At 63.8% G+C, this 13,940-nt stretch carries 11 protein-coding genes; 5 read left to right on the plus strand and 6 right to left on the minus strand.

The genetic code is table 11. The features are described from left to right. Positions 1 to 7 precede the first annotated feature (7 nt). The 3 genes from FMM79_RS08295 to FMM79_RS08305 all read left to right on the plus strand — a co-directional run bounded on the left by FMM79_RS08295 (position 8) and on the right by FMM79_RS08305 (position 5,351). Positions 8 to 3,448, plus strand: coding sequence for an efflux RND transporter permease subunit (locus FMM79_RS08295; RefSeq protein ID WP_148627029.1), 3,441 nt, complete (start codon positions 8 to 10; stop codon positions 3,446 to 3,448). Between the two features lie 95 nt (positions 3,449 to 3,543). Beyond that, positions 3,544 to 4,776 carry a DUF445 domain-containing protein gene (locus FMM79_RS08300; protein WP_148627137.1) on the plus strand — a complete coding sequence of 411 codons (1,233 nt, stop codon included), beginning with the start codon at positions 3,544 to 3,546 and terminating at the stop codon, positions 4,774 to 4,776. Continuing rightward, a complete protein-coding gene (locus tag FMM79_RS08305; protein WP_240339057.1) occupies positions 4,773 to 5,351 on the plus strand; it encodes a GNAT family N-acetyltransferase in 579 nt (192 codons plus the stop codon). Before FMM79_RS08300 ends, FMM79_RS08305 begins: the two co-directional genes overlap by 4 nt. On the opposite strand, the gene FMM79_RS08310 is transcribed toward FMM79_RS08305, so the two are convergent. The 4 genes from FMM79_RS08310 to sucC all read right to left on the minus strand — a co-directional run bounded on the left by FMM79_RS08310 (position 5,348) and on the right by sucC (position 9,559). Continuing rightward, positions 5,348 to 6,250 (minus strand): TonB family protein, encoded by a 903-nt coding sequence (locus FMM79_RS08310; RefSeq protein ID WP_148627030.1) that lies wholly within the window; start codon positions 6,248 to 6,250, stop codon positions 5,348 to 5,350. The genes FMM79_RS08305 and FMM79_RS08310 overlap by 4 nt on opposite strands. Before the next feature lie 151 nt (positions 6,251 to 6,401). Beyond that, the gene (locus FMM79_RS08315) at positions 6,402 to 7,331 is read right to left on the minus strand and encodes an electron transfer flavoprotein subunit alpha/FixB family protein (protein WP_148627031.1); all 930 of its coding nucleotides are present in this window, start codon (positions 7,329 to 7,331) and stop codon (positions 6,402 to 6,404) included. Continuing rightward, positions 7,331 to 8,077, minus strand: coding sequence for an electron transfer flavoprotein subunit beta/FixA family protein (locus FMM79_RS08320; protein WP_039390014.1), 747 nt, complete (start codon positions 8,075 to 8,077; stop codon positions 7,331 to 7,333). Before FMM79_RS08320 ends, FMM79_RS08315 begins: the two co-directional genes overlap by 1 nt. A 285-nt stretch (positions 8,078 to 8,362) precedes the next feature. Beyond that, positions 8,363 to 9,559 carry an ADP-forming succinate--CoA ligase subunit beta gene (gene sucC / locus FMM79_RS08325; protein WP_148627032.1) on the minus strand — a complete coding sequence of 399 codons (1,197 nt, stop codon included), beginning with the start codon at positions 9,557 to 9,559 and terminating at the stop codon, positions 8,363 to 8,365. Between the two features lie 216 nt (positions 9,560 to 9,775). Between sucC and FMM79_RS08330 the strand changes: the two genes are divergently transcribed. After that, entirely contained in the window at positions 9,776 to 10,570 is a 795-nt protein-coding gene (locus tag FMM79_RS08330) for a 3'(2'),5'-bisphosphate nucleotidase CysQ (protein WP_148627033.1), read from the plus strand. Here FMM79_RS08330 and FMM79_RS08335 read toward each other — a convergent pair. Together FMM79_RS08335 and FMM79_RS08340 are read right to left on the minus strand one after the other, a co-directional pair. Beyond that, positions 10,558 to 11,046, minus strand: a complete 489-nt coding sequence (locus tag FMM79_RS08335) for a hypothetical protein (protein ID WP_148627034.1) — start codon at positions 11,044 to 11,046, stop codon at positions 10,558 to 10,560. The genes FMM79_RS08330 and FMM79_RS08335 overlap by 13 nt on opposite strands. Before the next feature lie 476 nt (positions 11,047 to 11,522). After that, on the minus strand, positions 11,523 to 12,197 hold the full coding sequence (locus tag FMM79_RS08340) for an OmpA family protein (RefSeq protein ID WP_148627035.1): 675 nt from the start codon (positions 12,195 to 12,197) through the stop codon (positions 11,523 to 11,525). Positions 12,198 to 12,389: 192 nt separating this feature from the next. Between FMM79_RS08340 and FMM79_RS08345 the strand changes: the two genes are divergently transcribed. Next, positions 12,390 to 13,724 carry a hemolysin family protein gene (locus FMM79_RS08345; RefSeq protein WP_148627036.1) on the plus strand — a complete coding sequence of 445 codons (1,335 nt, stop codon included), beginning with the start codon at positions 12,390 to 12,392 and terminating at the stop codon, positions 13,722 to 13,724. The last annotated feature ends 216 nt before the right edge of the window (positions 13,725 to 13,940 follow it).

Raw genomic sequence — 13,940 nt, forward strand, 5'->3', positions numbered from 1 at the left:
GACAGACATGAACTTTCGCAACATCTCGGCCTGGTCGATCCGCAACCCGATCATTCCGATCGTTTTCTTCATCGGTCTGATGATCGCGGGCATGGTCTCGTTCGGGCGCATGAACGTGAACAACATGCCCGACGTGGATTTCCCGGGGGTGGTCGTGCGCATCAGCCAGCCCGGGGCCGCCCCGACCGAGATCGAGACCCAGATCACCCAGATCGTCGAGGGCGCCGCGCGCTCGATCAGCGGGGTCGAGGAGATTGAATCCAACGCCTCGGAAGGCAGCTCGGTCACCTTTGTGCGCTTTGCCATCGGCACCGATGCGGACGTTGCGACCAATCAGGTGAAGAACGCGGTCGACCAGGTGCGCGGCGACCTGCCCGATGGCATTCTCGAACCGCAGATATCCAAGGTCGAGGCGGGCGGCGGCGGGACCCTTGCGGTCTTCGCGGTCAGCGCCGATGACATGACCATCGAGCAGCTGAGCTGGTTCATCGACGATACTGTTTCCAAGAATCTGCTTTCAGTGCAGGGGCTTGCCTCGGTCAGCCGCAACGGCGGCGTGGACCGCGAGATCCGCGTCGTCGTCGATCCCGACAAGATGATCGCCTTTGGCGTGACTGCGCGCGACATCAACACCGTGTTGCGCCAAGTGAATACCGATGCGGCGGGCGGCGAGGCGGAAATTGCCGGTTCGCGCCAGTCGGTGCGCGTGCTGGGGAATGCCGAGAGTGCCTACGACCTTTCGCAGACGCGCATCAACCTGGGCAATGGCCGCCAGGTCAAGCTCTCCGATGTCGCCAAGGTCTACGACGGCTATTCCGAGCGCTACCGCATGGCCAAGCTGCGCGGGCGCGAGGTCGTCACCTTCAGCTTCGACCGCGCCATCGGCGCCTCAGACGTTGCGGTCTACGACGGTGCGATGGAAAAGCTCGACGCGATCCGCAAGGCCAACCCGTCGGTCCACTTCACCCGCCTGTTCTCGCAGGTGGACTACACCCGCGAACAGTACACCAGTTCGATGGAAATGCTGGTGGAAGGCGCGGTGCTGGCCATCGTCATCGTCTACCTGTTCCTGCGCGACTGGCGCGCGACTTTCATCGCCGCCATCGCCATTCCGCTTTCCGCGATCCCGACCTTCTGGTTCATGGATCTCATGGGCTTCACGCTCAACTTCCTCTCGCTGCTCGCGCTGAGCCTGGTGGCCGGTGTCCTTGTCGATGATGCTATCGTCGAGATCGAGAACATCGTGCGACACATGCGCATGGGCAAGAGCGCCTACCAGGCTTCGATCGACGCGGCCGACGAGATCGGCCTTGCGGTTGTTGCCACCACGTTCTCGATCGTGGCGGTGTTCTTCCCCGTCGGCATGATGCCGGGTATTTCGGGCCAGTTCTTCAAGGCCTTCGGTCTTACCATCGTCGTGGCCGTGCTGATCAGCCTTGCGGTTGCGCGCATGATCACGCCGATGGTCGCGGCCTATTTCCTGAAATCGCATGGCCATGCCGAGCATGGCGGCGGGCGGATCATGGACATTTACGTGAAGATCCTCGCCTGGACGCTCGACAGCCGCGAGGCGCTGCGTCGCAAGGCCGCTCTGGTGCGCCCGAAGCATGGCCGCTGGTATGCGCTCCCGGCCGTCGCGCTGCTCTTCGTGCTCCTCCTTGCGGGCATCGCGGGGGCTGTTTTCGCGTTTCAGGCGCTGGCTGCAGGCGTGGCTACGCTGGGGCTTGGCAACAGCGCGCAGGTTGTCCTGCCCTCGCTGATCGCCCCGCTGGCCGTACCGCTCGTGATCTTCGGGCTTGGCAAGGTATTCCGACTGGTCTGGGGGCTCATGGGCACCTTTGGCCAGTGGTACCGCTACTGGCACGACCGCGTGGCCGCGCGCACGCGCGATCACCGCTTCTACGCCTTCCTCGCCGGTGTCTACGCGCTGGTCGTCACCTTCGCGTTGCTGCTGGGCCTGCCCCAGGAGTTCATGCCGGCTAACAACTCCGATACGAGCCGGGTCAATATCGAGATGGTGCCCGGCACCACGCTTGAGCAGACCGAGGCGGTGGCCGACGAGGTGACGCACATCATCGAGGCACAGTCCGAGGTGGAGCTGGTCATGGCCGCTTCTCGCGAGGGTGAAGCGACGCTCTACATCACGCTCAAGCCTGCCGATAAGCGCGATGCGACCAGCATCGAGTTCGAGCGCCGCCTGGCGCCCGAGCTGCAGCGCATTGCCGATGCGCGCGTCAGCTTTGCCACTCAGTCGGGCGGCTTCGGGTCGGGCCGCGATATCTCTGTCATGCTTTCGGGCAGCGATTCCGAACAGCTCAACGAGACCGCACAGATCCTGGTCGACCAGATGCGCGAGATCCCGGGCGTGGTTGCGCCGCGTATCGCGGCCGACCTCCAGCGCCCTGAACTCGTCATCGTGCCCCGGCTTGATCTTGCTGCGCAGCTTGGCGTGACCACCACGGCGCTTAGCCAGACGATCCGTATCGCGACCCTGGGTGAGATCGACCAGAACGCGGCCAAGTTCTCGCTCTCGGACCGGCAGGTGCCGATCCGCGTGGTGCTCGACCGGGATTCGCGCCGCGATTTCTCGACCATCGAGAACCTGCCGGTGACGACGAACTCAGGGGGCAGTGTTCCCTTGAAGCGCGTGGCCGAAATTCGCTTTGGCGCAGGCCCTACGCAGATCGCCCGCTACAATCAGGCACGCCGTGTCTTCGTCGGCGCCGACCTTGGGCCCGGGCAGATCAAGGGCACGGTGATGGAGGCGATCCAGCAGCTGCCGATCATGCAGAATCTGCCGATGGGTGTCTCCAATGCGCCGGTGGGCGAGGACCAGTGGCAGGCCGAGATGATCAGCAACTTCATCATCGCGGTGATTAGCGGTATCTTCCTCGTCTTCGCCGTGCTGGTGCTGCTCTACAAGCGCTTCGTGTCCCCGCTGGTGAACATGGCCTCGCTGCTCCTGGCGCCGCTCGGCGGCCTGCTGGCCATCGCGATCCGGGGCGAGCCGATCTCGATGCCGGTATTCATCGGCATTCTCATGCTGCTGGGCATCGTCGCCAAGAACTCGATCCTCCTGATCGACTTCGCGATCGAGGAAATGCATCGCGGCGTCGAGAAGGTGACCGCGATCATCGATGCAGGGCACAAGCGCGCGCAGCCCATCGTAATGACCACCGTTGCGATGACGGCGGGTATGGTTCCGACCGCGCTGTCGATCTCGGGCGACGGGGCTTTCCGCGCGCCAATGGGCCTTGTGGTGATCGGCGGGCTCCTCCTCTCCACCTTGCTCACTCTGGTAATTGTGCCCGCAGCCTTTAGCCTTGCCGATGGTTTCGAGAAGCGGATCGGGCCCAAGCTGCGCACGACGCTGCTGACGTTCGAGCCGCACCATGCCGAGGAGGCGCACGCCCGTTCGCAAGGGGGGACCGCGCTTCCCGCCGAATAAGGGAAAGGCGCGTAGTTTTGGCGCAGGACAGCACATTCACGGAGATCGGCAAGGGGATTGGCGCCGGGATTGGCAAGGCCGACAGGGCGCGCCGCATGCGCCTCTTCGCGACCGGTCTGCTCCTGACCATGGCTGCGCTGTTCCTGATGCTTCACCGCCTGCACGGACTCTTTCCGGCCTGGGACGCGCCGCTGGGTTACGCCATCGCCTTTACCGAGGCGGCGATGGTGGGCGGGCTCGCCGACTGGTTCGCGGTCACCGCGCTCTTTCGCCGCCCGCTCGGCCTGCCGATCCCGCACACCGCGATCATTCCGGAGAACAAGGACCGGATCGCGGATTCGATGGCGCGCTTCTTACGCGAGAACTTCCTGACCCCGCAGGTCGTCGCGCGGCGCCTGCAGGGCTTCAACTTTGCCGCCAGTCTGGGTGGTTTTCTCGGCGACCCAGTGCGGGGCGAAAATCCCAGGATTCGTGCAGGCGCGGCCAATCTCCTTGCCGATGTGCTGGAATCGCTCGACCCGGAACAGATGGGGGGCATGGTCAAGACCGGCCTCAAGTCGCAGCTTGCACGAATCGATGCCGCGCCGCTCCTTGCACAGATGCTCGAGAACGCGATTGCCGACCAGCGCCACCTGCCCGTCCTTGAGGCGATGCTGCGCAAGGTAGGTGAGGTGATCGAGGCCAACGAGCCGATGATTCGCGAGATGATCCACGCGCGCGCCAATACGATCATGCGCTGGACCGGCCTCGACGAGCGTCTTGCCAATGGTGTCCTTGACGGCACCTACCGCCTTCTTGCCGAGATCATCGTTCAACCCGACCATCCCTTGCGTGGCAAGGTCGACGAGGCGTTGACGGCCCTCGTTCGCGACTTGCGCAGCGATCCCGAAATGCAGGCGCGCGTCGCCCGTATCAAGGCTGAGCTGCTGGCCAATCCGGCGCTGGGGGCCTGGCTCGAGGCGATGTGGGAGCGGGGCCGGACCGCGCTGCTCGAAGCCATGCGCAATCCCGAGGCCGCCCTCTCCGGCTCGCTTGGCGCGACGTTCGGGCAGGGCCTTGGCCAGCTTGGCGCGGCGCTCGGCGGGGACGCGCGCCTCCAGGTCATGGTCAACCGTTTTGCCCGCCGCACGCTGGTGGGCGTGAGCGCGCGCTACGGTAGCGAGATCGTGCGCCTCGTCTCCGAGACCGTGAAGCGCTGGGACGCGCAGACGGTCTCGGCCCGAATTGAGGGGGCGGTTGGCCGCGACCTCCAGTTCATCCGCATCAATGGGACGCTGGTGGGGGGCCTCTTCGGTCTTGCCATCCATACCGTGGAGCGCTTCCTGTGAGACGCGAGCCCTGGCCCGAGGGGCTGACGGCGCCCCTGCTCACCACCGCGCGCTTTGAACTGTGGCAGCCGCGGGTAGGGGATCTGGCAGCGCACATGGCGCTGCTCGCCGATCCGGAGGTGACGCGCTACCTGGCGTCCACGCCGCCCGACCCTGAAAAGCACATGGAGCGCCTGATCCGCCACGCCGAAGGCTGGCTCCAGCACGGCTATGGGCTGTTTGCGGTGCGTCCGCATGGATCGGACGCGATGATCGCGAGCTGCGGCCTGTTCCACTCGGTCCGGGGGTTCGGCAAGGGGTTCAACAATGTCACCGAGGCGGGCTGGATCGTGGCGCGTGACTGGTGGGGCAAGGGCGTTGCGCGCGAGGTCATGGATGCGAGCATCGCTTGGTTCGAGGCCCGCCATGGCCCCCGCCGTATGGCCTGCATGATCGAGGATGGAAACCGTGCGTCCGAGCGCCTTGCCACAGCGCTCGGCTTCGTCGTCTACGACCGCAAGGCGCCCGATGCCGACGATCCGGTGGCGCTCAACCTCTACGAGCGGCAGCCTTCGGTTCTCTCCAGGACCCGCTAGTTCAGCAGAAAGGTGGTGGTGAGGGCCCAATAGCTTGTCACGGGGGTACCGTCGGCAAGGCGGGCGGGTTCGAACGTGAGCTTGTCCACCCGTTCGCATACCAGTTCATCGAACCGCGGGTCGTTCTGCGAGAGCGGCACGCGGCATCCCTTCACATTGCCGCGCGGGTCGAGCGTGACGACGACGTTGACGCGGGCCTGTGCCCCTTTGCGGGCAAGATTGCGGGGGAATTTCAGACCCATCTGTCGGCGTAGCTCGCCATCTCCGACGGGGTGGGCTTCGGAGGCGACCAGGTCTTGCACATCGGGATCTACGCCCCATTTGCGCAAAAGATCCCGCGTACAGGTGCGCAAGGCCGCCAGGGGCTTCTCGAGAGCGCCGATGTTAAATGTCAGCGTGCGTGGGCCGAGGTCGACATGGACGCGCTCGATTTCGCCCGCAATAGGGCGCACGAAATGGCGAGCAGGCTCTTCGCCCTTGGCGAGGGCCGAACGGCGCTGGTCGGCATCCATGCGATCGAATTCGTCGTGATCAAGGGCGATCTGGGTGCTGAACAGCACCGAATCGTACGTATCGTCCACCTTCGCAGCCATCGCCCCGGTCTCGTAGAAGGGAAACGGCGCGAAGGAGACACGGATGTCCCGTTGGGGCAGGTTGAGCTTGGCTGGACCGCCGGTGAGCTGGATCTGATAGGTGTAGTCCGGCGTGAAGTTCATGAAGCGCAGCAGCACGCCCTCGTCGCCTTCGCCGTACATCCGCTGCAGGACGCAGGCGTTGTCGGCCCAGTCGACGTTCCAGGGGGAGGAAGCGTCCAGAACGAAGGTGTCCAGCTTGGCCTGAGCGGCCGACGCGGTCAGCATCCCATATACCGCCGCGATGGCCCAACCCGTTCTGCGCATTTCGATATCTCCCTAGCCAGTTGACCAAGGTTGGCATGAGGCCGGGCAGTGGGCAAGGCTGGTGCAGGACCGCAATGTCGTGTGCCTCGACGAAAAAGCCCCCGCCGGACCGAAGCCTGGCGGGGGCTTTTCAAACCTTCGGGCCGAAGCCTCAGAGCTTGCCGGTAAGTTCCGGCACGGCGTCGTAGAGGTCGGCGACAAGACCGATGTCCGCGACCTGGAAGATCGGGGCGTCTTCGTCCTTGTTGATGGCGATGATGGTCTTGGAGTCCTTCATGCCAGCAAGGTGCTGGATCGCGCCCGAGATGCCGACCGCGATGTAGACTTCGGGAGCCACGATCTTGCCGGTCTGGCCGACCTGGTAGTCGTTGGGGACATAGCCCGCATCGACCGCGGCGCGGCTGGCGCCGACGGCCGCGCCGAGCTTGTCGGCGAGCGGCAGGATGGTCGCCTCGAAGGTGTCCGCGTCCTTGAGCGCACGACCGCCCGAGACGATGACCTTGGCGCTGGTGAGTTCGGGACGTTCGCTGGTCGCGATTTCCTGGCCCACGAAGCTGGAGAGACCCGCATCGCCCTTGCCCGAGACAGCCTCGACGCTGGCCGAACCACCCTCGGCAGCGGCCTTGTCGAAGGCGGTGCCGCGCACCGTGATGACGAGCTTGGCGTCGGTGCTTTCGACAGTGGCGATCGCGTTGCCAGCATAGATCGGACGGGTGAAGGTCTTCTCGCCCTCGACCGAGAGGATGTCTGAGACCTGCATGACGTCGAGCAGGGCGGCGACGCGCGGCGCGATGTTCTTGCCGGTGGTCGTGGCGGGCGCGAGGAAGGCGTCGTGATCGCCCATCAGCTCTGCAATAAGCGGGGCGACGTTCTCGGCGAGGCCATGCTCGTAGGCCGCGTTCTCGGCAAGGTGCACCTTGGCGACGCCCGCGATCTTGGCGGCCTCGTCGGCGACGGCGGCGCATCCTGCGCCCGCGACGATGAGGTGAACCTCACCCAGCTTGGCGGCGGCAGTGATGGTGGAGAGCGTCGCGTCCTTGACGGCGGCGTTGTCGTGTTCGACCCAAACAAGCGTCTTCATCACGCGACTCCCATTTCCTTGAGCTTGGCGACAAGCGCATCGACGTTCTCGACCTTGATGCCGGCGCTGCGCACCGGCGGCTCGGCGACCTTGAGCGTCTTGAGGCGCGGCGCGATGTCGACGCCGTAGTCGGCGGGCGTCTTAGCATCGAGCGGCTTCTTCTTGGCCTTCATGATGTTGGGCAGCGAAGCGTAGCGCGGCTCGTTCAGGCGAAGGTCGGTGGTGACGATGGCGGGCATTGCCAGCTTGACGGTCTCGAGACCGCCGTCGACTTCGCGGGTGACGGCCACGCTATCGCCCTCGACCACGACCTTGGAGGCGAAGGTACCCTGCGGACGGCCCAGGAGAGCTGCGAGCATCTGGCCGGTCTGGTTGGAGTCGTCGTCGATCGCCTGCTTGCCCAGGATCACGAGGCCGGGGTTCTCTTCCTCGACCACGGCTTTGAGGATCTTGGCGACCGCCAGCGGCTCGACTTCTTCGTCGGTTGCGACATGAATCGCGCGGTCCGCGCCCATCGCCATGCCCGTGCGCAGGGTTTCGGCGGCCTTGGCCGGACCGATCGAGACCACAATGACCTCTTCGGCGTTGCCCGCTTCCTTGATCTGCAGCGCTTCCTCGACGGCGATCTCGTCGAAGGGGTTCATGCTCATCTTCACGTTGGCAAGGTCCACGCCGGACCCGTCCGCCTTTACCCGCGGCTTCACGTTGTAGTCGATCACCCGCTTCACGGGCACGAGGATTTTCATGAGAATATGTCCTCTCAAACTCTGCTGCAGGCCTGTTTAGCCATGCGATTAAATTGCGCGGTGGTTGCCATCGCGCCCCACGCTCAAGACGTCAACCCCCGCAATTGTTCCATCGCCCCAAGAGGGGCTTTAGTCATGCCGGAGCAATTGGCCCGGGGAGTGCATGAGGGTGGCTGTTCCCGGTGTACAGAGCTGAGCCGGGCCCTGTTCAAAGGGCAAAAAGAAAGCGGCGGGAGCTCGAAGCCCCCGCCGCTTTGCGTGTCGTTTCGATGCCTGTGGGGCCGATCAGGCCGCCTTGACTTCGGCGACGATCTTCTTGGCCGCATCGCCCAGGTCGTTGGCCGGAACGATCGGCAGACCCGAATTGGCGAGGATGTCCTTGCCCTGCTGCACGTTGGTGCCTTCGAGGCGAACTACGAGCGGCACGCCTAGGTTCACTTCCTTGGCCGCCGCCACGATGCCCTCGGCAATGACGTCGCACTTCATGATGCCGCCGAAGATGTTCACGAGGATGCCCTTCACGTTGGGATCGCCGAGAATGATCTTGAACGCCGCGGTCACCTTTTCGGTGGTGGCGCCGCCGCCCACGTCGAGGAAGTTGGCGGGGAACGAGCCGTTGAGCTTGATGATGTCCATGGTCGCCATGGCAAGCCCTGCGCCGTTCACCATGCAGCCGATGTCACCATCGAGCTTGATGTAGGCAAGGTCGTACTTGCTGGCTTCGATCTCGGCCGGATCTTCTTCGGTCTCGTCGCGCAGTTCGCGCACGTCGGGGTGACGGTAGAGCGCGTTCGAATCGAAGCTCATCTTGGTATCGAGGACGAGCAGCTGGCCGTCTTCGCTTTCCACCAGCGGGTTGATCTCGAGCATGTCGCAGTCGAGGTCCATGAAGGCCTCGTAGATCTGCTTGGCGATCTTCTGCGCCTGCTTGTTGAGATCGCCGGTCAGCTTGAGGCCGAAAGCGACGGCGCGGCCGTGGTGGGGCTGGAAGCCTTCGGCCGGGTCGATCGTGATCGTGGTGATCTTTTCCGGAGTCGAGTGAGCGACTTCCTCGATGTCCATGCCGCCTTCGGTCGAGGCGATCATCGCAACGCGACCGGTGGCACGGTCGACGAGCATCGAGAAGTAATATTCCTTGGCGATGTCGACGCCGTCGGTCACGTAAAGGCGGTTGACCTGCTTGCCCGCATCACCCGTCTGGATGGTGACAAGGGTGTTGCCGAGCATTTCCTTTGCGAATTCCTCAACCTCGTCGATCGACTTGGCGAGGCGCACGCCGCCCTTGGCGTCGGGGCCGAGTTCCTTGAACTTGCCCTTGCCACGGCCACCGGCGTGAATCTGCGCCTTGACGACGTAGAGCGGTCCGGGAAGCTGCTTGGCGGCGGCAACGGCTTCTTCGACGGTCAGGGCGGGGATGCCGGCGGGGATGCCCACGCCGTACTTCGCAAGCAGTTCCTTGGCCTGATATTCGTGAATGTTCATCGGTCAGTCGCTTTCTGCTGGAGTTTCCTCGAAGGAGGGCGCGAATGGTGATTTTTGCAACGCCGCCTAAGCATATCCCTGCGCGCTTGAAAAGGCCTCTAAGGCTCCGCATGACCTGGGAAATGGACATCCGGGCGACTTTGTCGGCAAATCGCGGGGGAGTTTTTGCATAATGCGATGCAATATCAATAGATCGGTACCGGAGGGCTTCCTACGATGATCGACCGCGCACGTCTCGAGGCGATCGTGCGCGAGGCCGGGCGCATTGCGCTCGCCGCCTGGCCAGGCGACGGACACCTGCTTGCGCACTGGGAGAAGGACCCGGGCAGTCCGGTCAGCGCCGCCGACCTCGCCGTCGATGCCTACCTCAAACGCGAGCTGCGCGCGCTGCTGCCTGCTGCGGGATGGCTGAGCGAGGAGACACTCGACAGCGGCGCGCGCTGCGCACAGGACTTGGTCTGGCTGGTCGATCCCATTGACGGCACGCGCGACTTCATTGGCGGGCGTGATGGCTGGGCGGTTTCCGTGGCGCTGGTCAACCGCCACCGTCCACTCTTTGGCTATCTCTATGCACCCGCGCGCCGGCGCGCGGAAGGGGGCGAGTTCTGGACAGGCGAGCTGGGGCGGGGCGCCACGCGCAACGGCATCCCTCTCACAGCGAGCGCGCGTCCAGCGCTGGCGGGCGCGCGGGTACCGGCACGCAAGCTTGCACCCGAGGACGCGGATCTTTTGCGCATAGAGCAGCCCAACTCGATCGCGCTGCGCATGGCAATGGTCGCGGCCGACGAAGCGGACCTGCTGGCAACGTTGCGCTGGGGATTTGAGTGGGACATTGCCGCCGCTGGGCTAATTGCCCGTGAGGCGGGCGCGGCGGTGACCGATGCCTTCGGCAAGCCTCTCAATTATAACAAGCACGATCCGCGCGCGTTCGGCGTCCTGTGCTGTTCAAGCGCGATGCACAGCGAGGCGGTGGCCCGCCTCGCCGACCGGGCCGCGCACTACTCGGCGTAAGCCTGAGGGGCGTGGCTTTCGTTCGAGGCTCGCCACAGTTCGCGCATCTGGCGAAGACCCGCATCTTCCTGAGGTCTGATGACGTTCGGGGCCATCTGGGGAAAGACGCTCTCCAGTTCGCTGGGCGCAGGAGCCTTGGTGGCATGGCTGGCCGCGACCGAGAGCAGAGTCGACTTCAGTTCCTCGATGCCGCATGGCCAGGGCAGGTAGGCGCCTGCACCCTTCAACAACGCAGCGGAGCGACGCAGCGGGCTGGCCTCTGCCGAGAAGGCCACGAAGGGCAGGTCTTTCTGGTGCATTTTCAGCAGGCGGCACAATGAATCGATGGTTCCCCCAGAGTCCTCGACCAGCAGGACGGCGTCCTTCGGCCAGAACTGCGTGAGCTCTGAATAATGCTCCAGAGGAATTACATAACTGGCGAGATTGGTGAGTTCATGCGAAATCTTCGCGCGTCGATGAACATCACTATCTATCAATACAAACTGTGATCTTTCCACTCTAGCCTCCATTTCGAAACCAACTCACCTCTATAAAACACATAAAATCAGTAATAAGTTGAGTTCGTATTTCACGTAATGGATAAGCAATTATGATCCGGATATACGCATAACTACTAGGTGTATTTGGTATGCAAGAGTGAAATTTGAGATTAAGCGTCCAAGTGATCGAAAGATAATCGGAATAATGAGACTGAGGGTGTGCTGGTTGCAACTGGAAACTGATTCACAGGCCCCAGAAAACGGCCAATGTTGCGCATTTTGCAATATCGTTCGCCGTTTCGTCATTTGCCCGCATCCGCACTTACACTTAAATCGAAAAGGCCTTTCAGGCATCCTCTCCCAAATGAACTAAAACGGCCGGTCCGCAATGGGCCGGCCTTTTTTTTGCCTTTCGCGGGCGGGCAAGAGGAAGCGTGCGCCAGAAGGTGCGCACGCTTCGCAGGTTGAGGCGATCAGTTCGCTGACTGGGCTTCCTCGGTCGTGACCGGGGTGATCTTGATTTCCACGCGGCGGTTGAGAGCACGGCCCTCGGCGGTGGTGTTGTCGGCTACGGGATAGTCCTCACCCATTCCCTGGGTCTGCAGGCGGGCCGAAGAGACGCCGCGGCCGATCAGGTAGCGCGCAACGGAATCGGCACGGCGCTTGGAGAGGTCGAGGTTGTAGCTGGCTGCGCCGGTCGAATCGGTGTGGCCGTAGACGTCGACGAGGCTGTTGGGATACTCGACCATCGACTGGGCGACCTTGTCGAGCGAGGTCTGGAACGAGGGGCTGATCGCGGTCGAATCGACAGCGAAGGTCACGTCGGGAAGGTTGACGAGAATGCCGTCGCCTTCTTGCGTCACGTCGATGCCCGAACCGGCGGTGTCTTCCTTCAGTTCCTTGATCTGCTTGTCCATCTGGTAGCCGACCACGCCGCCCGCGACGCCGCCGATGCCAGCGCCCACGATACGCGCGGTGCGCCCGCCAATGACGCTGCCCAGAAGATAGCCCAGACCCGCACCGCCTGCACCGCCGATGGCCGTGCGCGAAACCTTGCGCTCGCCCGTGTTGGGGTCGGTAACGCAGGCCGAAAGGCCCACCAGCGAAAGGGCCGCTGCTGCACTGACGATCAAACGCGATTTTTTCATAACGATGCCTTTCCTAGATCCGCATGCCTGCAGGAGGTCTGTGCTGTCGTGCACATTAATCTGTCCTGTCCACCTTGCCCATAACGAACAATGGGTCAGGGTGTTCCGCTGGTCCGGCCAGAGACGCTTTTGCCAAGGGGGCGCCTGCAACCGCTTCGCGATTCGCCGGTTCTCTGCTAGCGCTGCTGCATTGTGACACCATTTCCCTGGACCGACCTTCTCATCATCGTTGGGCTGATCCTGCTCAATGGTCTTTTTTCCATGTCCGAGCTCGCGATCGTCTCGGCCCGGGTGCCGCGCCTGCAGGTCAGAGCCGACAAGGGCAACACGGCGGCCATGACCGCGATTGCCTTGGCGCAGGACCCGGGCAAATTCCTCTCCACCGTCCAGATCGGCATTACCCTTATAGGCATCGTGGCCGGTGCCTATTCCGGCGCCAGCCTGGGCGGCCCGGTGGGCGAGCGTCTGGCCATGCTCGGTGTGCCTGCGGCCTATGCCGACGAGGCGGGCTTTGCGCTCGTGATCGCAGTGACAACCTACGCGAGCCTGGTAGCGGGCGAACTCGTCCCCAAGCAGCTGGCTCTGCGCGCGGCCGAACCGGTTGCCCTCGTGATGGCGTTGCCGATGGCGTGGATGGCGCGGATCATGGCGCCTTTCGTCTGGCTGCTCGACCGCTCTTCAGGACTGATCCTGCGCCTTCTGGCGATTCGCGGCGGCGCGCAGGAGCGGCTGACCTCCGAGGAGCTGCAGATGATCTTCGCCGAGGCCACGCGCTCGGGCGTGATCGAAGAGGAGGAGCGTGCGATGATGGCGGGCGTCATGCGCCTTGCCGATCGTCCGGTGCGCGAGCTGATGACGCCGCGCAACCAGCTCGACTGGATCGTCCTCGACGCGAGCGAGGAGGAACTGCGTGCCCGGATCGAGGAAACGCCGCATTCGCTGCTGCCCGTGGCGCAGGAAGAGTCGCGCGATACGATCGTCGGCGTCCTCAATGTGCGCGACGTTCTTGCCGCGCTGGTGGCGGGCCAGCGCGTCGACATCGCGACGATGATGAAGCGGGCGGAAGTCATCCCCGACCAGCTCGACGCCATGGACGCGCTGCGCAAGCTCCAGAGCGCGCCCGTGGCGATGGCTTTCGTGCACGACGAATACGGGCACCTCGAAGGCATCGTGACGCCCGCCGACGTGCTCGAGGCGCTGGTCGGCAACTTTGCCAGTCATCAGGACGTGGGCGATGCACCGCTGGTGATCGACCGCGAGGACGGCTCGATGCTCGTTTCGGGCGCGATGTCCGCCGATGCCCTTGCCGACCGCCTGGCCCTGCATCTTCCCGATGACCGGGAATTCGCGACCGCGGCGGGCTATGTCCTGGCTGTCCTCAAGAAAGTGCCGGGCGAGGGGGAGCACTTCACCGAGCAGGGCTGGCGCTTCGAGGTGGTCGACATGGATGGGCTCAAGATCGACAAGATCCTCGTTGCCCGCACGCCTGATGACGCGGAAGGGGACGGCGTCGTCGGCGAGAGCTGAGCGAACCGTTTGACGAGCGTTCCGCGCGTCCGATCACCCGCGGCTTCTCTTCAAATAGCAAAACGATTGCAGATCTAGACCGCCTTGACCGGGCGGTGGACCAGACCGGCTGCGCCACCGGATAAGTAGCACATGAATATCCGACTTGATGGCAAGGTTGCGGTGGTCACGGGCGCCGGTTCGTAGCTGGGCAAGGCCATTGCTCTTGCACTGGCC

It is taken from the genome of Novosphingobium sp. BW1 (assembly GCF_008107685.1).
GTDB lineage: Bacteria > Pseudomonadota > Alphaproteobacteria > Sphingomonadales > Sphingomonadaceae > Novosphingobium.

Bases quoted from the DNA above. Each gene is read 5' to 3' on its own strand.
- FMM79_RS08295 (WP_148627029.1), top strand. From the start codon at position 8: ATGAACTTTCGCAACATCTCGGCCTGGTCGATCCGCAACCCGATCATT.
- FMM79_RS08300 (WP_148627137.1), top strand. From the start codon at position 3,544: ATGCGCCTCTTCGCGACCGGTCTGCTCCTGACCATGGCTGCGCTGTTC.
- FMM79_RS08310 (WP_148627030.1), bottom strand. From the start codon at position 6,250: ATGCGCAGAACGGGTTGGGCCATCGCGGCGGTATATGGGATGCTGACC.
- FMM79_RS08315 (WP_148627031.1), bottom strand. From the start codon at position 7,331: ATGAAGACGCTTGTTTGGGTCGAACACGACAACGCCGCCGTCAAGGAC.
- FMM79_RS08320 (WP_039390014.1), bottom strand. From the start codon at position 8,077: ATGAAAATCCTCGTGCCCGTGAAGCGGGTGATCGACTACAACGTGAAG.
- sucC (WP_148627032.1), bottom strand. From the start codon at position 9,559: ATGAACATTCACGAATATCAGGCCAAGGAACTGCTTGCGAAGTACGGC.
- FMM79_RS08330 (WP_148627033.1), top strand. From the start codon at position 9,776: ATGATCGACCGCGCACGTCTCGAGGCGATCGTGCGCGAGGCCGGGCGC.
- FMM79_RS08340 (WP_148627035.1), bottom strand. From the start codon at position 12,197: ATGAAAAAATCGCGTTTGATCGTCAGTGCAGCAGCGGCCCTTTCGCTG.